The sequence below is a fragment of the Pantoea eucrina genome (assembly GCF_020079945.1).
Lineage (GTDB): Bacteria > Pseudomonadota > Gammaproteobacteria > Enterobacterales > Enterobacteriaceae > Pantoea > Pantoea eucrina.
Map to the genome: position 1 here is coordinate 57,882 of NZ_CP083450.1, position 19,873 is coordinate 77,754.

The 19,873-nt window shown below is 56.4% G+C and carries 18 protein-coding genes; 11 read left to right on the plus strand and 7 right to left on the minus strand.

Annotation, left to right across the window (positions count from 1 at the left end):
- Positions 1-2 precede the first annotated feature (2 nt).
- Genes LAC65_RS16865 through LAC65_RS16875 form a run of 3 tightly spaced genes read left to right on the plus strand, consistent with a single transcriptional unit; the run spans position 3 to position 2,609 of the window.
- Complete coding sequence (locus LAC65_RS16865) at positions 3-929, plus strand: amino acid ABC transporter permease (RefSeq protein WP_040113454.1); 927 nt, start codon at positions 3-5, stop codon at positions 927-929.
- Entirely contained in the window at positions 913-1,707 is a 795-nt protein-coding gene (locus LAC65_RS16870; protein WP_040113455.1) for an amino acid ABC transporter ATP-binding protein, read from the plus strand. Before LAC65_RS16865 ends, LAC65_RS16870 begins: the two co-directional genes overlap by 17 nt.
- Entirely contained in the window at positions 1,707-2,609 is a 903-nt protein-coding gene (locus LAC65_RS16875) for an ABC transporter substrate-binding protein (RefSeq protein ID WP_040113456.1), read from the plus strand. Before LAC65_RS16870 ends, LAC65_RS16875 begins: the two co-directional genes overlap by 1 nt.
- Here the strand turns inward: LAC65_RS16875 and LAC65_RS16880 are convergent.
- The gene (locus LAC65_RS16880; protein ID WP_052246544.1) at positions 2,603-3,997 is read right to left on the minus strand and encodes a putative bifunctional diguanylate cyclase/phosphodiesterase; all 1,395 of its coding nucleotides are present in this window, start codon (positions 3,995-3,997) and stop codon (positions 2,603-2,605) included. The two genes, LAC65_RS16875 and LAC65_RS16880, sit on opposite strands and share 7 nt — an antisense overlap.
- 337 nt (positions 3,998-4,334) lie before the next feature.
- On the opposite strand from LAC65_RS16880, the gene LAC65_RS16885 reads away from it, so the two are divergent.
- The 4 genes from LAC65_RS16885 to LAC65_RS16900 all read left to right on the plus strand — a co-directional run bounded on the left by LAC65_RS16885 (position 4,335) and on the right by LAC65_RS16900 (position 8,542).
- Positions 4,335-4,895: a non-canonical purine NTP pyrophosphatase gene (locus LAC65_RS16885; protein ID WP_040113457.1), complete on the plus strand. Its 561-nt coding sequence runs from the start codon at positions 4,335-4,337 to the stop codon at positions 4,893-4,895.
- Complete coding sequence (locus LAC65_RS16890; RefSeq protein WP_034829783.1) at positions 4,892-5,686, plus strand: SIR2 family protein; 795 nt, start codon at positions 4,892-4,894, stop codon at positions 5,684-5,686. Before LAC65_RS16885 ends, LAC65_RS16890 begins: the two co-directional genes overlap by 4 nt.
- A gap of 71 nt (positions 5,687-5,757) precedes the next feature.
- Entirely contained in the window at positions 5,758-6,081 is a 324-nt protein-coding gene (locus tag LAC65_RS16895; protein WP_040113458.1) for a YebG family protein, read from the plus strand.
- A gap of 520 nt (positions 6,082-6,601) precedes the next feature.
- Positions 6,602-8,542, plus strand: a complete 1,941-nt coding sequence (locus LAC65_RS16900) for a methyl-accepting chemotaxis protein (protein ID WP_040113459.1) — start codon at positions 6,602-6,604, stop codon at positions 8,540-8,542.
- 32 nt (positions 8,543-8,574) lie between these two features.
- Here LAC65_RS16900 and cybB read toward each other — a convergent pair whose 3' ends face one another.
- Entirely contained in the window at positions 8,575-9,114 is a 540-nt protein-coding gene (gene cybB, locus LAC65_RS16905; RefSeq protein ID WP_040113460.1) for a cytochrome b561, read from the minus strand.
- 92 nt (positions 9,115-9,206) lie between these two features.
- Entirely contained in the window at positions 9,207-10,004 is a 798-nt protein-coding gene (locus LAC65_RS16910; RefSeq protein ID WP_052246545.1) for an SGNH/GDSL hydrolase family protein, read from the minus strand.
- A gap of 575 nt (positions 10,005-10,579) precedes the next feature.
- On the opposite strand from LAC65_RS16910, the gene LAC65_RS16915 reads away from it, so the two are divergent.
- The 3 genes from LAC65_RS16915 to LAC65_RS16925 all read left to right on the plus strand — a co-directional run bounded on the left by LAC65_RS16915 (position 10,580) and on the right by LAC65_RS16925 (position 14,556).
- Positions 10,580-11,707 (plus strand): acyltransferase family protein, encoded by a 1,128-nt coding sequence (locus LAC65_RS16915; RefSeq protein ID WP_040113461.1) that lies wholly within the window; start codon positions 10,580-10,582, stop codon positions 11,705-11,707.
- A gap of 220 nt (positions 11,708-11,927) precedes the next feature.
- Positions 11,928-13,910 carry an autotransporter outer membrane beta-barrel domain-containing protein gene (locus LAC65_RS16920; protein WP_203025538.1) on the plus strand — a complete coding sequence of 661 codons (1,983 nt, stop codon included), beginning with the start codon at positions 11,928-11,930 and terminating at the stop codon, positions 13,908-13,910.
- 115 nt (positions 13,911-14,025) lie between these two features.
- Complete coding sequence (locus LAC65_RS16925; RefSeq protein WP_040113462.1) at positions 14,026-14,556, plus strand: DUF2058 domain-containing protein; 531 nt, start codon at positions 14,026-14,028, stop codon at positions 14,554-14,556.
- Positions 14,557-14,568: 12 nt separating this feature from the next.
- Here LAC65_RS16925 and LAC65_RS16930 read toward each other — a convergent pair whose 3' ends face one another.
- Positions 14,569-15,255 (minus strand): RluA family pseudouridine synthase, encoded by a 687-nt coding sequence (locus LAC65_RS16930; protein WP_040113463.1) that lies wholly within the window; start codon positions 15,253-15,255, stop codon positions 14,569-14,571.
- 51 nt (positions 15,256-15,306) lie between these two features.
- Positions 15,307-16,635: a glycoside hydrolase family 10-like protein gene (locus LAC65_RS16935; RefSeq protein WP_052246547.1), complete on the minus strand. Its 1,329-nt coding sequence runs from the start codon at positions 16,633-16,635 to the stop codon at positions 15,307-15,309.
- Positions 16,636-16,750: 115 nt separating this feature from the next.
- Here LAC65_RS16935 and LAC65_RS16940 point away from each other — a divergent pair, with 115 nt between their 5' ends.
- The gene (locus LAC65_RS16940) at positions 16,751-17,071 is read left to right on the plus strand and encodes a hypothetical protein (protein ID WP_040113465.1); all 321 of its coding nucleotides are present in this window, start codon (positions 16,751-16,753) and stop codon (positions 17,069-17,071) included.
- A gap of 29 nt (positions 17,072-17,100) precedes the next feature.
- Here LAC65_RS16940 and gabP read toward each other — a convergent pair whose 3' ends face one another.
- Positions 17,101-18,495, minus strand: coding sequence for a GABA permease (gene gabP / locus LAC65_RS16945; RefSeq protein ID WP_071668316.1), 1,395 nt, complete (start codon positions 18,493-18,495; stop codon positions 17,101-17,103).
- Between the two features lie 101 nt (positions 18,496-18,596).
- Positions 18,597-19,853 (minus strand): 4-aminobutyrate--2-oxoglutarate transaminase, encoded by a 1,257-nt coding sequence (gene gabT / locus LAC65_RS16950; protein ID WP_040113467.1) that lies wholly within the window; start codon positions 19,851-19,853, stop codon positions 18,597-18,599.
- Positions 19,854-19,873 lie beyond the last annotated feature (20 nt).

Here is a 19,873-nt window from a genome sequence, read left to right on the forward strand (position 1 = left end):
AAATGAGTGAGACGCAAAAACTGACCGTGGTGCCGGCACGCTATCCGGCGCGCAGCCTGGGCGCCGTGGCGGCGCTGTTTATTCTGGCAGCGGTGGTGGATTCCATCGCGTTCAATCCGCGCTGGGAGTGGGGGGTATTTGCGCGCTGGTTTTTTGACCCGGTGATCCTGAATGGCCTGGGTCAGACGCTGCTGCTGACGCTGGCGGGCACCGTACTGAGTCTGATTTTCGGCGGTCTGCTGGCGCTGGCCCGGCTCTCCTCCTCGTGGCTGCTGAGTACGCTGGCGTTTGGCTATATCTGGCTGTTCCGCTCGCTGCCGCTGATTGTAGTACTGATCATTCTCTATAACTTCTCCTATCTCTACGACACCTTATCGCTGGGGATCCCGTTTACGCCCTGGTCGTGGGGTCACTTCCAGACCATTAATGTGCTGGGCCAGTTTCCGGCCGCGGTGATTGGCCTGACGCTGGTGCAGAGCGCCTATAGCGCAGAGATTATCCGCGGCGGGTTCCTCGGCGTGGACCAGGGGCAGTTTGAGGCGGCGTCAGCGCTGGGACTCTCTTCTTCGCGCCGGACCTTCCGCATCATCCTGCCGCAGGCACTGCGCGCGATCATTCCAACCACCTTCAATGAAATCATCAGCCTGGCCAAAGGCACGTCGATGGTTTACGTGCTGGCGATGCCAGAGCTGTTTTACACCATTCAGATGATCTACAACCGCACTCAGCAGGTGATCCCGCTGCTGATGGTGGGCGCCGCCTGGTATCTGATTATCACAACGGTGCTGTCGCTGTTGCAGCACAGCGTTGAACGCTCGCTGGCGCGCAGCGTAACCCGCGAGCCGCAGTCATCGCGCTGGCGGCAGTGGCGTAATCGTTATTCAACCCCTGCTGTTATTGAGGAGCGCTCTCATGTCCGAAGCCATTGATTATCGCCCGTCCTATGCTGCCGGGGCGGTTACCATCACCGGCGTCAGCAAGTCGTTTGGTAAACACAAAGCGCTGGACGCGGTCTCGCTGTCGCTGGCGCCGGGATCCGTAACGGTTATTCTCGGGCCTTCCGGTTCGGGTAAGTCAACGCTGCTGCGCACCATTAATCACCTGGAGCGGGTCGATGAGGGCTTTATTCAGATTGATGATGACTATATCGGTTATCAGCGCCGCGGCGATAAACTCTATGAGCTTAAAGAGCGGGCGATACTGCGTCAGCGGGTCAACGTCGGCTACGTTTTTCAGAACTTCAATCTTTTTCCGCACCTGACCGTGCTGGAAAACCTGATTGAAGCGCCGATCGCACATCGTCAGCTTACGCGACGCGCGGCGATTGAACGCGCCGGTGAGCTGCTGGACACGGTGGGACTGCGGCATAAAGCTGACGCCTGGCCGCGCCATCTTTCGGGTGGTCAGCAGCAGCGTATCGCGATTGCGCGTGCGCTGATGCTCAATCCGCGCGTGATGCTGTTTGATGAGCCGACGTCGGCACTGGATCCGGAGCTGGTGGGTGAGGTTCTGGACGTCATTAAAAAGCTGGCGCGCTCCGGCACCACGCTGGTGATTGTGACGCATGAGATTGGCTTTGCGCGTGAAGTGGCAGACAACGTGGTGTTTATGGTTGACGGCCGCGTGGTTGAGCAGGGCAGCAGCGTGCAGGTGCTGAATCAGCCACGCCACGAGCGCACCCGACGTTTTCTGGCGCGGGTGCTGTGATGAAGCGGTTCATCCTGACGCTGGTGGCATCTGGCCTGCTGTTTTCAGCCGCGCAGGGCGCGGCGCTGGATGCGGCTAATAATGAAACGGCGATTCATATCGCCGCCGATCCGCAGGCGATAGCCAGAATTCCGGCGAACTATGCGTTTGTTCACCCCGGCTTTCTGACGGTCGCAACCAGCGCCACTAACTCACCGCCCATCGGGTTATGGGCGTCAGATAACAAAACGCTGATTGGCAGCGATCCCGATATGGCGCGACTTCTGGCTGAAAGTCTGGGCCTTACGCTAAAGCTGGTGCCCGCCTCGTGGGAGGAGTGGCCGCTCGGCATCAGCGCCGGACGCTATGATGTTGCCATGTTTAATATCGCCGTGACCGAGGAGCGTAAACGCAAATTTGACTTTGCCACCTATCGGGCTGACAACCACGCCTTTGCCGTACGGAAAGGGAGTCCCATCTCTGCGATTACCGGACGTCAGGATGCCGCGGGCAGGCGCATCATTGTCGGGTCCGGTACTAATCAGGAGAAGATCCTGCTGGGCTGGGATGCGAAAAACCGCCAGGAGGGATTAGCGCCGGTGCAGCCTGTCTATCTTAATGATGACGCTTCTGCCACGCTCGCGCTGTTGTCCGGACGCGCCGATGCCACCTTTGGCCCGCAGGCGGTGGCGGCGTGGAAAGCGGCGTCGCGCGGGCAAACAGCGGTTGTTGGTCACGGCCCGTATCGGGCATGGGTGGCCGTCACAACCAAAAAGGGTAACGGGCTGGCCCCGGCGCTGCAGCAGGCGGTTAATCATGCCATCGCCAGCGGACAGTATCAGCAGGTACTGACGCGCTGGGGAGAGCAGGATGAGGCGGTAGCGCAGTCGCAGATCAATCCGCCGGGCATCGTTTATCAGTAAAGACGGGTCGCACTGCGGCCCCGTTTTTCACCCTGATATTTTTTCACCCAGCTTATCACCTCTGCCGCTGGCAGAGGCCGGGCAAAGTAATAGCCCTGGAAGAACTGGCATCCGCGACTGCGCAGGTAGTGAAACATCTCTTCACTTTCAACGCCTTCTGCCAGCACGTTCAGCCCCATTTCGCGCGTCAGCTCAATGGTTTTATGCACCACAATAGCGGCAGATTCATTTTCAAAAATGTGCATAATCAGCGACTTGTCAATTTTAATATCATCAATCGAAAAATCGCTGAGCGATTTCAGCGAAGAGTAACCGACGCCAAAATCATCGATCGCCCATTTTACGCCGAGCTGGCTGAAGTGCGCGATAACAGAGCTGATATGCTGCTGATCGTAGATAAAGGTGCTTTCGGTGATCTCAAATTTAAGCCGCTGTGGCTGGATCCTGTAACGCGAGAGCAGCAGCAGAGTTTCAGCGGTAAAGTCGCGATGCATTAGCTGCAGAGGACTGATATTGACAGAAAACACCAGGCTGTCGCCGTGCCGGAGACTCTCCCAGGCAGCCATATGCTGCAGTGTGCGCTCCATAACCCATCGGCCAATCTCAATCATCAGGCCACTCTTTTCCGCTACCGGGATAAAAACGTCCGGTGAAATAAATCCTTTAACCGGATGTTTCCAGCGCAGCAGAGCTTCAAATCCGATCAGATGTTTACCGGTATCCACTTGCGGCTGAAAATAGAGTTCGAGCTGATCCTGGCTGACAGCGGCAGAGAGTTCGCGCTTTATCAGGTCAGTTTCAGAGTAATCGCCGCGAAAGGTCAGCGCGGTCAGCAGCAGAGAAAGTACGGGCACGATACAGTTAACAATGTAGAAACTGGCTTCCGCCGGCAGCGCAAAATGAAACGATCCCTGCTGCCAGGTCAGGCCGGTCTGGGTAAAAATGAGGTAACAGGCGAGGCAGATTAGCGGAAATATTTTGCTGAGATAGCGCGGCTGCTGCCGCAGGACGAGTGCCGAGCCGATGGTCAGCGCGATCAGATAATTACACGCAGAAGGTTTAACGGCAGGATGGTCATTGTCCAGCAGCAGCAGAGCTGTAATGATAAACAGCAGCGCATGCGTGACGATCGCCAGATGCCGCTGCAGTTTGCCGTGAAAGGCAACGGCGCAGATATAGAGACCCAGCGCCACGCCCAGATAGTAGAGCGACGGTATTGCTGGCGAACGGCTATGGGCGTTAAGCAGCGCCATATAAATGCCTGAGGTAGTGCTGGCCACACCCGCAATCAGCAGCGTAAAGCGCAGCTTCTTTTCTGCGCTCTCTCCCTTCAGGCTAAAGGGCAAATTACGTACGCGCGAATAGCCCGCAGTCAAAAACGCGATCATCACTCTGCTCTGTAATTGATTAGTTTTATTGTATTCAGGAGCGCTATCTTAGTGCTAAGCGAGACGGCTGTCACAGCGCTTTTTCTGCGCGTTGATCTGCTCCGGAGATTTGACATTAGAGATGATATTTATGCGTGGCGGGGGGTTATCGCGCAACTTTTCACGGAAGCGAACCGCAATCTGCCTGCGCTAAATTGCGCGCGTGGTTGTTCCTTCCGCCGGTCACAGAGTAGAATCACTCCCGGCACAGGCTGATGTGCTAAATATAATAACAGGCGGAAAACAGCCGGATCACCTCACTAATGCAGTTTAACCCTACTTAACATTACTGGTTGCAATGAAAATTCGTTTCTTATCGGCTAACGAGCTCAAACTCTCTGAAGTGCGTACCATCCTTGAACCGGTAGGGGTGGAAGTGGTGCCTATCGCGCGGCGGATTGAGGAGATCCAGACGGAAAATGAGGTTGAACTGGTACGCGATAAGCTCACTAAAGCGTTTTCCATTATCGGGCGGCCGCTGTTTGTCGAGCATACCGGCCTGTTTCTGGACGGGCTTAACGGTCTGCCAGCCGGACTGACGCGCATCTTCTGGAGCCGGCTCAATGCCGATCGCTTTACCAAACTGGTACGCGGCCTTGATACGCCCTGCGTGACGGCAAAAACCGTGCTGGGGTATTGCGATGGTCGCAAGATGTATCAGTTTGAAGGACAGCTGCGCGGTCGCATTGCGCCAGAGCCGGCCGGGCCGCAGGAGTTTCAGTGGGACTGCGTGTTTATCCCGGAAGGGTATACGCAGACCTTTGCTGAAATGGGCGATCTAAAGAATGAGATCTCCAATCGGCGCCTGGCGCTGGATCGCTTTGCCGCCTTTCTCAAAACCGCGCGGGGTTATGTATGAAGCCTGAACTCAAACGCGCCTACGATGCCGGCAAACTGATCCTGTTTGCCGGTGCCGGCATCTCCCGCAATCTTGGCCTGCCGGAGTGGCACGAACTGATTGCCCATCTGGCAAAAGAGCTGGGCTACGATCCGAAAATATTCAACACCTACGGGACACACCTGTCGCTGGCGGAGTATTACAAGCAGCGCAAAGGCTCACTGGGGCCGCTGCGCAGCTGGATGGATCGCGAGTGGCACCGGCCCGATATCGATGTGCGCAGCTCCGAAATCCATACCATGATCACCCAGGGTAATTTTTCGCGCATCTACACCACCAATTACGATCGCTGGCTGGAGATGGCTCACGAGGCGCACAACGTCCCCTATAGCAAAGTGGCTAACGCCGCCGATCTCGTCTCACTCACTGAAGATAAGCGCCACATCATTAAACTTCACGGCGATTTCGATGACGATACCTCGATTGTGCTGGATGAGAGCAGCTATTTTGAACGTCTCTATTTTGATTCCCCACTGGATATCAAACTGACGCACGACGTGATGGGTAACTCGGTGCTGTTTGTTGGCTACAGCATCAGCGATTTCAACATCCGCCTGCTGTTCTACCGGCTGACTAAAATGTGGGGACGAACCGGACTCGCAACGGCCCGGCCTAAATCGTATCTTTTTACCAATCGCAATAATCCGGTGGCTAAAGAGGTACTGGGGCAGTGGGGAATTGAGATGATTGTCTCGGAAGAGGATGACCCACGAAAAGCGCTGGCCACCTTTCTGGAGGAATTGCTTGCCTGAAACGCGGGCAGACTTGCTCATCGCTGCATAACAGAATATACTGTATATAAATACAGTTAATGAGGTGCATCATGGCAGTCGAAACCAAATATGTTGTAGTCAGAAAAGGTGAAGAGAAGATGACGTTTGCCAGTAAAAAAGATGCCGATGCCTGGGATAAGATGCTCGATATGGCAGATGCCTTTACCGACTGGCTGCAGCAGATCAAGCCAGAGCTGGCGGATGCGGAAGCGGAAACCTGGGGCATGCTGCTGGCAGAGCAGAAAGACGCGGTACAGCATATTCTGCGCACCAGCAAACTGCCTGATGCGGCGGCAGACAAAGATGCTAAATCTGAAGTGAAAGAGAGTGATTCTGCCCCTGAAAAAAAGGTGTGCGCGGTTAAAGCGGCCTGATCGTTGTGATGCACCCCGGCGCCGTCTTCCTGACGGCGTTTTGCTGTCGCCTTACTCACCTTTGCTACTTTCTGATTAAGCCTGAAAAAGCCCGGCATGCGGGCCATTTTATCAGTGTGAAAAGAGTGAAAAGGTTCCCGAGTAGTAGCTCACCATCCAGACAACATAAACCAGCCACACCAGTAAAAAACCGGTTAACCCCATTTTACCTGTCATTGTATGCTCCTGTAATCGTAAGGGCGGAAAGCCTGCAGGAGATACGTTGACAGCAGTTGCGCACAAAGTTCTTGCGCCAGATCAACCCGCCAGTGAAATACCTAATTAATCCCCAGGGGCGGCATTTATATGTCAGGGTCGCATTAATGCGACCCCTACGGGCATCGATATTGATTATTTTTTAATCCGGGTGCGAATGCCATCAAGTTCAGCACGGTTGAGCCGATAGAGTGATAAAGGATCGCTGGTGGCCCAGGATGTGGCGCAATTATTGCTCTGATTTGCCAACCCCAGGAGCGCCATCATGGCCACAAAAGCACTTATAACGCGAAAAATGCGTACCCGTACTCAGATGCTGCTGACGGGCGCGGTCACAATTACCCTTGGTTTTGCTATCACCATCGGCGTGCTCAGCTGGCAATCCAGCAGAGAACAGAAGTCGCTGGCGGAAAACTATCTGCAGCAGATTGCGCAGAGTCAGGCATTGCAGATTCAGCAGGAGCTGAGTTACGCGCGCGATGTGGCGCATAATCTGGGACATAGCCTGATTGCGCTGCCGGCGGCAGGGATCAGCGATCGGAAGGTGGCGGACCAGCTTCTTATCTCCACTCTGCGTGACAACCCCGATTACCTCTCCATCTCTGTGATATTTGAACAAAATGCGTTTGATGGCCGCGATGCGGAGTTTGTCAGTCAGCCTGGTGCTGCACCTCAGGGACGCTACGCCTATTTTGTCGATCGCGACAGTAGCGGCAGCTTCAGGCTGCATCCACTGGCCTCCATGCTGACGCCAGGACAGGGAGATTACTATCTGTTGCCACAAAAAAGTCGTAAGGATACGCTGATTGAACCTTACAGCTACGCCTATAACGGGGTGCCTGTGTTACTCACTTCCGTCGCCGCTCCCATTATCAGCCAAGGTAAGCTCTGGGGCGTAGTGACCTCTGATATCTCACTGGCGGCGCTGCAGGCGCGCATCAACAAGATCAGGCCCTGGGAAGGCAGTGGCTATGCGATGCTGCTCTCCAGCGGTGGCAGAGTGGTTTCCTATCCGGACCAGACGCAAACCGCGAAACCCTGGCAGGGAGAAACGCATGGGTTCAGCCGTGCCGTTACTGAACAGCATGACGCCATACTGGGGGAAGCGGCGCTGATAACATGGCAGCCAGTGACTATCGGCAGCAGCGACCAGCACTGGTATCTGGGTGTCGTTGCACCGGTGAGCAAAGTGATGGCGGCGGCGCACCGCCAGCTGATGCACGCGCTGATACTGATGCTCATCAGCATCGTTGCCGTGAGTTTACTGCTGGGATGGGTGTTTAGCCGGAAAGTGCTTAAGCCGATTGGCGGCGAGCCGGCCGAAGCCACGGCTATTGCGCTGGCGGTAGCCGGCGGCAGACTTGATAACGCGATTCCGCTGGTGTTACAGGATCGCAGCAGCCTGTTTTACGCGCTGCATACAATGCAGACGCAGCTGCGCGATATGGCAAGCCAGATTCAGGACGCCAGCGCATCAGTGCGGCAAGGCGCGGGCGAAATCGCCAGCGGCAACCTCGATCTTGCATCGCGAACCGAAGAGCAGGCGGCTGCGCTGGAGCAGACCGCGGCCAGTATGGAGCAGATTACCGCTACGGTGAAACACAACGCGGCAAATGCGCATCAGGCAACCACGCTGACAGAAAATGCCACGCATATTGCCAGCCGCGGCGAAACACTGGTGGGTGAAGTGGTGCAGACGATGGCGCAGATAGATAACAGCGCGAAAAAGATCGGCGACATTACTGCCATTATCAACAGCATCGCATTTCAGACGAATATTCTGGCGCTCAACGCGGCGGTGGAAGCTGCACGTGCCGGCGAGCAGGGGCGTGGCTTTGCCGTCGTGGCCTCTGAGGTTCGTAATCTGGCGCAGCGCAGCGCCAGCGCGGTGAGAGAGATTGCTGCGCTGATCGAGGAGTCCGGGGAGCGCGTCAGCAGCGGCGTCGGGCTGGTTCAGCGTGCCGGTAAAACCATGACTGAAATGACACAGGCGGTAAACTCCGTGCGCAATATTATCGATGAAATTGTTATCGCATCTGATGAACAGGCGCGCGGCATAAGCCAGGTGACCATTGCAGTGAATGAGATGGATAGCGCTACGCAGCAGAATGCGGCGCTGGTTCAGCAGATGTCGGCAGCAGCAAGCTCACTGGAAGATCAGGCGGCGCAGCTCGCTCACACCGCCGCACGTTTCACATTAAGCTGACTGACGCAGCCCGGCCGCGTGCCGGGCTGCCGTTAGCGCGGCTTGCGCGAAGGCATCATGCGCAGCAGCGTATTGTCCTTAAACAGATAATGATGCGCCAGCGCCGCCAGCGCGTGCAGGCCGATTAACCAGTAACCCAGCGGTACCAGCGTTTCATGCCACTTAATCAGCGTATCGGCCAGGTCGGGATCGGGCGCGGCGCTGACCGGCATCGAAATACCAAATAGCCACCAGTCGCGGCCAAGCCAGAATCGGGAGAGAATGCCCAGCACCGGCAGGGTAATAAACAGCAGGTAGATCGCCAGATGAGTAAGGTGTGCCAGGCCGGTCTGCCAGTGGGCGGGCTTCGGTACAATAGCCGGCGTGCGATGGCGAAACCGCATCACCAGACGCGACAGCATCAGCAGCAGCACGCAGCTGCCAGCAGAGAAGTGCGTCACCACCATAAAGAGACGCTGCCAGGAGCCGCGCGGCGCCAGGCCGCGAAACTCCATCGTGCAATAAGCGAGAACAATCAAAATAAATGTCAGCCAGTGAAGCAGAATCTGCGCGGGGGCATATTTTGTGCTCATTATTCCATTCCATTCGGTACGAAGCGGTAGCGCTACAATAGCCGAAAGCAGAGTGAAAAAAATGCCCTTTCTGCGTCATTGCTGCCTGAAACTCAGCGCCGGGCGACCTGTTGCGCCTCATTGCCTGACTTACCGGCCGCCGCAAGCTCACTGTTGAAATGTGCGGTCAGAACGGAGTAGGTCTCCTCAGCTTTCATACGATAGAGCTGTTCAGAGGGATGAATACAGTCAGGTGACATCAGCGACTGCCACTCTTTCATTTGCAGAATACGCTGATACTGGCGTGCCAGCGGCAGCGACTCGGCGCGCGCCAGTGCGTCCAGCTTCGTGACATAAGGCGCAACGTTCCACTTTTTTGCCCCGCCACAAATCGGGTGCGGCTCCTGCAATACCACCTGTTTACCCTCTTCGCGGGCAATCGCGATCAGCTCCGTCATCACTTTAGTATACTGATCCGGGCTGACGATATATTTCGCTTCGGTATCTTTGAAATGAAAGTGTCGCGCATCGTTGGTTGCGAAGTTCAGCAGGATTATTTTAGCGGGCGAGCGCTGCATCTCTTCACGCCAGCTTTTATTCTTTTTATAGAAGTATTTCGGGTGCAGTAAATCCATTGCCTGTGCAGAGGCTGCGCCCTTATTTACCACGCGGATGCCCGGGCCATACTTTTCGCCAAGCCACTTATTTATCAGGGCAATCTCATTGTCTTTGATGTTGATGTTATGTTGTTTGCCATTCTCTCTGACTGCCATTGCGCCCAGCGTACTTGAACCACCGTAAGCTTCAATAATAAAGTTATTACTGGTATCAGGCGTCGTTGCCCATGCGGTATTTTGCAGGATAAATCCGGTAACCAATAATGAAGCAAAACGAATCAGTGAATAAGGCATAGCAAATTTCCCGCCTGGTGAGGCTCAATAATATTTAATGGATCGAATAATTAAAACGTAAAATGTAACCATAACAGCTGTGACGCAGGTCATACAATCTTAAAGCATCAGTGAAAAATCAAAATCAGGTTAATTCTTAAACTCTGGTAATAACGCTGTGAAATTATTTGTTTAATCAGCATGATGTGCATAGTGACTATAAAATAGTCTGGACCTGATTTCAGGAGGGGGACAGGGGACTGCTCTGGAGTCTCAGGATGACCACGCTAACCATTTTTATGATTTTCACCTGTCAGGCCAGGATGTAGGAAAAGCGCTCAGGCTAGCGGAGCCGGGCTTCTTTGTCAGTAAGGCCGCCTGCCAGCGCGGCATTAACCCGGTTCAAAGCATTAACTCTCTAACACTTTCAAACAGATAACGCTGCTTTACTGAACAGGTCCGTAAAAAAGTTACAACTTTTACACAATAGCGAAATTCCGAATCGTTAGTCACAGGAATGTATACAGAATTTTCTGGTATTACGCCGTCCACGATTCCCCTATATTCCGCTCACTATCCCCATCAAGGTATGCGATGTGAAAACACAATCCTTTTTGTCCAGCCGAAATATCGGTCTGGATCTGCTGCGTGCCGGGCTAATTCTGGAAGGTGTCTTGTTACATGCCTCAAGAAGTTTGCCCGGCGAGAATCCCTGGTATTATACGGCGCAGCGCGATCCCGCTGAGATATTTACTGCGCTGTTGAGCATGTTTCATACCTTCAGGATGGAAGTCTTTTTCTTTTTATCAGGGATGTTTTCCGCCCTCATTATTCTCCGTAAAGGACAGCAGTTTTTTACCGAGAACCGTCGCAAGCGCGTATTTATTCCGCTTATTTCAGCCTATCTGTTTATTCCGCCACTGATGTATTTTATCTCTGGACAGATAAATGACCGCCCCTACTCGGCGGAAGGCTGGCTGAACAGCTACACCATGATGCATCACCTGTGGTTTCTGGTGTCGCTGAGCATTATGTCACTGGCCATACCCGGCAGCTTTTATCAGTGGAGCGCGCGCCAGCTGGGCAAACTCTCACTGCCTGCGCTTATCGCGCTACTGGTTGTGCTGGGTAACGCCTGTTTTGTGCTGAAATTCCTGGTAAAAGGGCGTGGCGAATTTATCGAGCTGATTCCGATTACGGCGCGCTTCCTGGTCTACTACACGGCAGGCTATGCGCTCTATATCAATCGCGAGAAGATTGCGCATTACGCAAACAGTAAGCTGATGAACAACTGGCTGATTGCCGCGCTGGTGGCTGCCGTCTGGGCGGGCTGCTACTACGTTGCGCATAATCATATCGGCGGCGTGGTGAAGTACGTGCCGGTAATGATGGGCAGCGTGCTGTCCGCCATGCTCTCTTACTGGATGGTGTTCACCTTTGAAAAAATCCAGGTTAAAGAGAATCGCATACTGACCGCTATCGTGGATTCAGCACTGATCATCTATCTGCTGCACTATCCGGTGGTGATTGCGTTCTCCTGGCTTATTGATGACTGGCTGCCTGCCAACTATGCCGTTCTGTATGTGCTGATTGACTGTGCTATCGGTATTGGCCTGAGCGCCGTCTGCTACTGGTTCATCAAGCGTTCACGCATTGCCTCTTTCATGTTTGGCCTGAAGCCAAAAGCGAAGAAGGTGCCGGTGCCGCTCGAAGCCCGCATGTAATCCGTTTTGCCCGTCAGCACGCCTGCTGGCGGGCCCTGCTTTATACCGCCCTGAACCCGATTATTCTGACGGATACCGCAAATCCCCGGTCACAATCTGGTAAATGCCTCTCTGAATGTCTACACCTTTCCTGCAATACCACGCCGCCTGCGGATAAGCCGCACGCGTAGTCCGCCCGTCTCGTCGCCAGCGTGGCGATCGGGTATTTCAGGAGTCTGATATGCCTCATTCCTGTTTTACGCCCCTGGCGCTTGCCGGTGCCATTGCTGCCACTCTTGTTGCCTCAGCGCCTGCTTACGCCTGGGATAGTCTGACTGTATTTGGCGATAGCCTGAGCGATGGCGGTAATGTCGGTCGCTTTACGTATGATGGTGCACAGCATCCCCTCTATGACGAAATTCTGGCAGCAGACTCTGGCCTGTCGCTGCGCCCTTCATCGCAGGGCGGAAATAACTACGCTCAGGGCGGCGCCGTGACCGTTCCGGCGCTTAACCCGGCGTTTAATACGCAGGATCAGCTGGCGCGCTGGCTGCAGCGTAACAACGGCCGCGCGGAGCGCAATGGTCTCTATATTTACTGGGCAGGTGCCAATGACATTGCGGCGGCGGTGCTGGCAAATCCGCTGACTGCGCCGCAGACCGTTGCAGCCAGCGCCAGCGCGGCGGCGGCACAGGTTCGAACGCTGCTGGATGCAGGTGCGGGTACGGTAATCGTGCCGAATGTGCCGCAGCTTGGCACAACCCCGCTGATGATTGAGACGGTGCTGCAGCTGACAGGCCCCCTGGCAGATTCAGCGCTGCAGGCGGCGTTTCAGTCGCTGAACGCGACGCCTGTGCTGAGTCAGGCTGCCCGCGAGCAGGCTATTCAGACCGCATTCAGCCGTGCGGCGGGAGAAGTCTCTGCGATCCCTGCCGTACGCGATGCGCTGGCGCAGCAGCTGTTCGCGCTCTGGCAGGTGCTGAGTGAGCAGGTGACGGCACTCTCTGATGGATTTAACCAGCAGGAGGAAGCGGGGCTGGCTGCGCTTAAAGGCAATATCGTGCGTGCTGATATCGCTGGCCTGCTCAGCGAAGTGATCGCGGACCCCGCGCGGTATGGTTTGAGCAACACCATCGGTATGGCCTGCCCGCCAGGCACATCCGCCGCCCAGTGTACGTCTGCCACGCCAGGCTTCAGCGAGGCGCAGCGCTTTCTGTTTGCTGACCGGCTGCACCCCTCGCCAGCGGTACATGCGATGATTGCCGATTATATCCGCTCGATTCTCGATGCACCGGCGCTGGTCTCATCGCTCACCGCAGCGCCAGCAGGCGCGGCCCGTGATATGCAAAATACGCTGGAGGGACATCTGCAGCAGCAGCGTCAGCAGGCGCAGAGTACCGGTGAGTTTAGCCTGTTTGGTGGCTACGCCGGGCAGCATGCTGACTATCACCGCAGCGATCTGCTTACGGGTGATGCCACTCAGGCCAGCCTGACGCTGGGTATGGGATATCAGCTAACCGATAGCTGGCAGGCGGGTCTGGTGCTGTCACGCAGCGACCAGCGCCAGCATCCTGACGATCGTTACTCATACAAGCTGCGCGGCAATCTGGTGGCGCTTTACAGCCAGCTTACGCTGTTCGAGCAGGGCTGGATCAACGCAGACGTGCACTACGGCGATCTCAGCTATGACGCTATTGAGCGCCGTGTTCAAATCGGGCCGGCCACCCGTACAGAACAGGGAAACAGCAGCGGTAAACTGCTGGGCTTTCGCGTGCAGAGCGGCTGGGATTTCCCGCTGACCGCACATCTCTCTACCGGTCCGGTTGTGCGCTATGCGCTCGATTACGCGCGCGCCGGTGGCTACCGTGAAAACGGAGAGAGCAGTACCGCAATGCGTTTTTCCGATCAGACCCGGCATACCCAGACTGGCGCAGCCGGCTGGCGTATCGACACCACGCGGTGGCCCGTCAATCCCTGGGCGGAAATCAGCTACAACCGTCAGTTTGGTGATGCTGAGAGCAGCGTTCGCGGTGGACTAAAATCAACGCGCACGGCTTTTACCCGTACGGTTAGCAATGGCGATGATAGCTGGCTGGAGGCGGCAGCGGGTGCCTCGGTGCCGCTGACTGACGCCGTCAGCGCGTTTACCGGCGTTTCTGCGATCGGCGGCAACAGCGATCGGCGGCAGATAACATGGAATATAGGCATTAATGCCACCTTCTGATCGCTGAGAGCGCCGTCTGCTGCAGATATCCGCTCACGCGGATGCGGCTGGCCGGTACAGCCCGGTGAATAACAGGTATAATCTGCCAGATTAGCCAACAGATTCAGGATCGGAAATGTCTAAACTTACGCTACAGGAGCAGATGCTCAAAGCCGGATTAGTCTCCAGCAAAAAAATGGAAAAGGTGCAGCGTACGGCTAAAAAGTCACGCGTGCAGGCGCGTGAAGCGAAACAGGCCGTTGAAGAGAACAAAAAAGCGCAGCTTGAGCGTGATAAGCAGCTTAATGACCAGCAGCGTCAGGCGGTGCTGGAAAAAGAGTATAAGGCGCAGGTAAAGCAGCTCATTGAGATGAACCGTATTACGACTGGACGGGGTGATATCGATTTTAATTTCACCGACAACAATCTGATTAAAAAAATTACCGTTGATAAAACGACGCAGACGCAGCTTATCAACGGGCGTCTGGCGATTGCCCGGCTGGTTACGGAGAAAAGCGACTACGCCATTATTCCGGCCAGCGTGGCGGATAAAATTGCGCAGCGCGACGCCAGCGCGATTGTGCTGAACAGCGCGCTGAGTCAGGAAGCGCAGGATGAGGACGATCCATATGCTGATTTTAAAGTGCCGGATGATCTGATGTGGTAAGCGCTCTGGCGTTCAGAACGGGGCCGGCAGCTGCAGATGCAGCGGCTGCTGGCTGACCGGATGAACAAACCGGATCGCACTGGCGTGCAGCATCAGACGCGGCGCCTCTTCTGTTCCCGGCAACTGCCGGCCACCATAAAAGTCGCAGCCCAGAATCGGGTAACCCAGCAGCTGGCAGTGCAGACGCAGCTGATGGGTACGTCCGGTTTCGGGCATCAGCATCACCCGCGTCAGCGGCGGCCCTTCAGGCGGGCAAAGGCGTGCAGTTACCTGATAACGCGAGCGCGCCGGTTTACCCTTCACCGGGCACACCGACATCAGCGGAAAGTGCGCGGGATCCTTTGCTATCGGCGCATCTATCACGCCTTCGTCATCGGGCAGATGACCGCACAGTAGTGCGGTATAGGTTTTTCCCACCCGGCGCGTACTGAACTGCGCGGAGAGCGCAGCGTTGATCGCTTTGTTCCGGGCGATGATCATCAGGCCGGATGTGCCAAAGTCGAGCCGGTGCACCAGCGAACAGCCGGGATAGCGCTGCAGCAGCCGGTAATGCACCGAATCGTTATTTTGCGGATTCTTACCGGAGAGGCTCAGCAGACCGGCGGGCTTACCTATCACCAGCAGGTGCTCATCCTGCCAGACTACCGGGATCTGTTCATGGCACGGCGGTGCAATAAACGCGTCAAAATCAGCAGACATAGCACATCCTAATCGGGCTAACGGGCGCTGATGATAGCGGATTGATGCGGGTCAGTCGCGGCTTTTCCAGCGGTTCTGCAGATAGCGCACGGCCTCCTGCGTCTGCGGCTGCGACAGATACCCTTCCCGGAAGAGAATGGTGCCATCCACATCCGGCAGCGACTCATTCAGCTCAATCTGCTTTTGCAGTTCGGGTACCCCATTCTGACGCGTCCAGTCGGGCTCCATTTTAGACGCCACGCCCACTTTATAGAGCGCAACGCCAATGTAGAGCTGCACCGGCGTCGGACGGACCACGTCCGCCCACCAGCGGGTCAGCACGTCATAGCGCGCTGCTGCGCGGGCAAACGGCCAGTAAAGCTGCGGCGCGATATAATCCAGCAGACCACGCTGAACCCAGAGGCGCGTATCGGCGTAGGCCTCGTCGTAGGCGGCTGCCCCGCGCGTATCGGAACCCGCCGGGTCGTGAGAGAGATTGCGCCATACTCCAGCCGGACTGACGCCAAACGCCACGCCGGGCCGCACTTTTTTAATCGTGCGGGAAACCTGTTCAATCAGCTGTAGCGTGTTATTGCGCCGCCAGTCAGCTTTAGTGGTAAAACCGGCGCCATATTGCCGAAAAGTCGCGCTGTCATTCAGAGGAGAGGCCGTGGTTTCCGTGTAGAAATAGTCGTCAAACTGCACGCCATCCACGGCGTAGTGCGAAACAACTTCAGCCACGATGCTGGTGATCCAGTCGCGTGCGGCGGGAATACCCGGGTCCAGTACCAGCCGGTCGCTGGCAGTGCGGATCCAGTCAGGATGCAGCACATAGACGCTGGCAGGCTGCTGCGCCAGCGTACGCTGTAGTTCGCGCAGGGTGCCGGGTTTGACGTTAGTCGAGACGCGATAGGGGTTAAACCAGGCGTGCACTTTTATGCCACGCTGATGGGCTTCTTTCAGCAGAAACGCCAGCGGATCGTAGCCGGGATACTCTCCGATATGGCCGGTCAGGGTATCGGACCACGGCAGGATCTTTGAGGACCAGAGCGCGGTACCGTCAGGCTTGACCTGGAAAAACACTGTGTTGATCCCGAGCTGCTTTAACTGGTCCAGTTTTGCGATAAGCGACGCCTGCTGCAGACGCACACGCTCAGCGGGTGCAGCCGTCACCGATGTCACTGGCGGCCAGTCGAGGCGCGAAACGGTGGTGAGCCATACGCCGCGCATCGGCACGCGCCGGGCGTCCGGAGCAGGCGTTACCGGCGGCTTTGCCGCGGGCGGCAGCGGCAGCGGCGTCACCAGCGACTTCGGGGGGGTACCGGCACAGCCTGCCAGTAGCAGCGCCAGCGCAGCGGTGCGCAGCAGCGCTGTCAGATGAAAACGCGATAAACAGGCTATGGTAAACTCCCTTTATAAACGGCTAAAACTGGCGCTGCCATTGTCAGGGCATGCGGCAGAAAGTCAACCTTAACGGGTGGTGCAGTGTCGCCATCCACGCGCGGGAATAAAAAATATGCAATATGAAGATCTCTATCGCCGCATCGGACAGATTATTTATAGCTGCGGGCCTGAGAACGCACGTCAGCTGACGGTACAGGCTGAACTGTTTGCTGATGAGGAGGGGGGACAGTATCAGTTTAACTATCTGGATGAGCAGGGCGAACCTGACTGGTTTGAGCCTGATGCGCGTGCCGTAGGCGACCTGACGGAGGCGCTGAGAGCGTTTCAGCACTATTTCATTGAGCATGAACTGTCACCGGGCCAGCCCGTCTGGACGCACTGCGTGGTGAAAATTGATGTGCCGGAGTCAGCCATCAGCATCGACGTATACTGAAACCGGGCATCCCTGCCCGGCACTGTGACTCAGGAACGAACGGCGACCATTCTGGCGTGGCGGCGTGCCGCGCGTTTGCGGTGTACCAGCCGGCTGGCAGCCAGCACCAGCAGCGTCAGAATAGCGGTTGCGATGATCTCCGGGCGATGCTGCTGATTAAACAGCATGGAGCCCAGCACGCCGATGATAAACACAATGGTTGCCCAGGTGAGTCCCGGGAAGAGCCACATGCGGTAGCTCAGGACCTCACCACGCGCCTCGCGCTTTTTACGCAGCACCAGGTGAGAGGCTGCAATAACCAGATAGACCAGCAGCGCAATGGCTCCGGAGCTGGCCAGCAGGAACTCAAAGACGGCGCTGGGTGCCACGTAGTTGGCAAATACCGCCAGAAACGCCGCTGCGGTTGAGAGCAATACCGCAACCCATGGGGTACCGCTGCGCGTGGTGCGTGATGCGGCCGCGGGGGCATCCTGACGGCGCGACAGCGAAAACAGCATACGCGAGGCGGTATAGAGCGCAGAGTTCAGGCAGCTGCAGACGGCAATCAGTACCACAATATCGACAATCAGACGCGCGTGCGGGATGTTCATTATCTCCATAGCGGTCTGATAAGAACCGTTCTTCATCAGCGCCGGACTGTTCCACGGCACCAGCGAAATCACCAGGAAAATTGACAGCAGATAAAACAGCGCGATACGCCAGATGACGGAGTTAGTCGCCTGGGTGATCTGCTTTTTCGGTTCACGCGACTCCGCTGCGGCAATGGTGACAATCTCCGTGCCCATGAAAGAGAACATCGTGGTCAGAATAGCCGCCAGTACGGCGCTGATTCCGTTTGGCATAAAGCCTTTGGTATCCCAGAGATGTGAGATCCCCTGCGTATTGCTGCCGGGCAGCAGGCCAAATACCGCCAGGCTACCGGCGACCAGGAAGCCGACGATTGCTACCACCTTCAGCAGGGCAAACCAGAACTCAAACTCGCCATAGTTTTTCACGCTGAACAGATTACTGATGGTCAGAAACGCCGTAATCGCCAGTGTATATTCCCAGACGTCTACCTGCGGAAACCAGCCGTGCAGGATAGTGCCGGCGGCGTTAGCTTCAAGCGGGATCACCAGCACCCAGAACCACCAGTAGAGCCAGCCGATGGTAAAACCGGCCCAGCGCCCCAGCGATTTATCAGCATAGGTGGAAAAAGAGCCGGAATCAGGCGAGGCGACGGCCATTTCAGCCAGCATGCGCATAATCAGCACCACCAGCGTACCGGCGGCAATATAGGCGAGCAGCACCGCCGGTCCCGCTTCGGCGATGGCGTGACCGGATCCGACAAACAGGCCGGCCCCGATAACGCCGGCAATAGATAGCATCCTCACGTGGCGCGGCTTCAGGCCTGGTGCCAGTACGTCGGCATTCTGAGCAGTCATAGTTTTTTCTCCGAATCGTCTCTCAGGCGACGTACAGCGCCGCCTGGCGTGAAGGTGGACAAGTCAGGCCTGCAGCGGACAGGCCTGAGGTGCAGCGCGGTTTAACGCTGCGGAGTGAGCAGACCGCCGAGAATATCGAGCGCCTGACGGAACTGCGCGTCCGGAATCGTCAGCGGATAGAGGAAGCGGATGACGTTACCCTGCGGTCCGCAGATCAGCAGCAGCAGCCCCTGCGCCATCGCCTGCTGCTGCAGCGCCTGTGCACTCTGCGCATCAGCAAACTCCACGGCCACCATGGAACCCAGCGCGCGGATATCGGTAATAGCAGGCTGCGTGGCGCGTACTCCCTGCAGAAATTCGGTCAGCGCAGCGCCAAGCTGTACGGAGCGTTCGCAGAGCTGCTCTTCGGCGATGACATCCAGCACCGCGTGCGCTGCCGCAATAGAGAGAGGGTTACCGGCATAGGTTCCCCCCAGGCCGCCGGGACCGGGCGCATCCATAATTTCTGCTCGTCCGCTGACGGCGGAGAGCGGCATACCGCCGGCGAGGCTTTTTGCCATAGTGATAAGGTCCGGCTCCACGCCATAGTGTTCCATGGCAAAGATTTTTCCGGTGCGGCCAAATCCGCTTTGTACTTCATCAGCAATCAGCAGAATGCCGTGCCGATCGGCCAGCGCGCGCAGCTGCGTCATAAATTCAGGGGGGGCGATATGGAAGCCACCTTCGCCCTGGACCGGCTCCAGCACGATCGCGGCCACATCCTGCGGGGCGATATCCTGCGTAAAGAGGTCATCCAGACTTGCCAGCGCATCTGCTGTGGTGATGCCGGTGACGCTGTTTGGATAACGGGCGTGGAATACGGAGGCGGGCATCGGGCCAAAGTCGCGCTTATAGGGAGCCACTTTGCCGGTCATCGCCATGGTCATAAAGGTGCGGCCATGAAACGCATTGCCAAAGGTGATGATACCGTGACGCCGCGTGGCGGCGCGCGCAACCTTAACGGCATTCTCTACCGCTTCAGCACCGGTGCTGAAAAACGCGGTTTTCACTTTACCGGCGATAGGAACCAGATCGTTAATGCGTTCCGCCAGCGCAACATAGTTCTCATAAGGCGTGACCTGGAAAGCGGTATGGGTAAACTTCTCTAACTGATCTTTGATGGCCTGCACGACGCGCGGATGGCGATGGCCGGTGTTCAGAACCGCAATACCGCCGGCAAAGTCGATCCAGCTATTACCTTCAGTGTCGCGCAGCGTGGCGTTTTCCGCCTGCTCAACAAACCACGGGCACAGGTTGCCGGTGCCGCGTGGCAGGGCGTCATCTTTACGTTGTTGCAGCTGGCTGTTTTTACCTTCCATAACCTTTCCTTAGCGATAAG

What these genes read in the sequence shown, in the direction of transcription:
- LAC65_RS16865 (WP_040113454.1), top strand. Translation starts at nt 3, where the DNA reads ATGAGTGAGACGCAAAAACTGACCGTGGTGCCGGCACGCTATCCGGCG.
- LAC65_RS16870 (WP_040113455.1), top strand. Translation starts at nt 913, where the DNA reads ATGTCCGAAGCCATTGATTATCGCCCGTCCTATGCTGCCGGGGCGGTT.
- LAC65_RS16875 (WP_040113456.1), top strand. Translation starts at nt 1,707, where the DNA reads ATGAAGCGGTTCATCCTGACGCTGGTGGCATCTGGCCTGCTGTTTTCA.
- LAC65_RS16880 (WP_052246544.1), bottom strand. Translation starts at nt 3,997, where the DNA reads ATGATCGCGTTTTTGACTGCGGGCTATTCGCGCGTACGTAATTTGCCC.
- LAC65_RS16885 (WP_040113457.1), top strand. Translation starts at nt 4,335, where the DNA reads ATGAAAATTCGTTTCTTATCGGCTAACGAGCTCAAACTCTCTGAAGTG.
- LAC65_RS16890 (WP_034829783.1), top strand. Translation starts at nt 4,892, where the DNA reads ATGAAGCCTGAACTCAAACGCGCCTACGATGCCGGCAAACTGATCCTG.
- LAC65_RS16895 (WP_040113458.1), top strand. Translation starts at nt 5,758, where the DNA reads ATGGCAGTCGAAACCAAATATGTTGTAGTCAGAAAAGGTGAAGAGAAG.
- LAC65_RS16900 (WP_040113459.1), top strand. Translation starts at nt 6,602, where the DNA reads ATGGCCACAAAAGCACTTATAACGCGAAAAATGCGTACCCGTACTCAG.
- cybB (WP_040113460.1), bottom strand. Translation starts at nt 9,114, where the DNA reads ATGAGCACAAAATATGCCCCCGCGCAGATTCTGCTTCACTGGCTGACA.
- LAC65_RS16910 (WP_052246545.1), bottom strand. Translation starts at nt 10,004, where the DNA reads ATGCCTTATTCACTGATTCGTTTTGCTTCATTATTGGTTACCGGATTT.
- LAC65_RS16920 (WP_203025538.1), top strand. Translation starts at nt 11,928, where the DNA reads ATGCCTCATTCCTGTTTTACGCCCCTGGCGCTTGCCGGTGCCATTGCT.
- LAC65_RS16925 (WP_040113462.1), top strand. Translation starts at nt 14,026, where the DNA reads ATGTCTAAACTTACGCTACAGGAGCAGATGCTCAAAGCCGGATTAGTC.
- LAC65_RS16930 (WP_040113463.1), bottom strand. Translation starts at nt 15,255, where the DNA reads ATGTCTGCTGATTTTGACGCGTTTATTGCACCGCCGTGCCATGAACAG.
- LAC65_RS16940 (WP_040113465.1), top strand. Translation starts at nt 16,751, where the DNA reads ATGCAATATGAAGATCTCTATCGCCGCATCGGACAGATTATTTATAGC.
- gabP (WP_071668316.1), bottom strand. Translation starts at nt 18,495, where the DNA reads ATGACTGCTCAGAATGCCGACGTACTGGCACCAGGCCTGAAGCCGCGC.
- gabT (WP_040113467.1), bottom strand. Translation starts at nt 19,853, where the DNA reads ATGGAAGGTAAAAACAGCCAGCTGCAACAACGTAAAGATGACGCCCTG.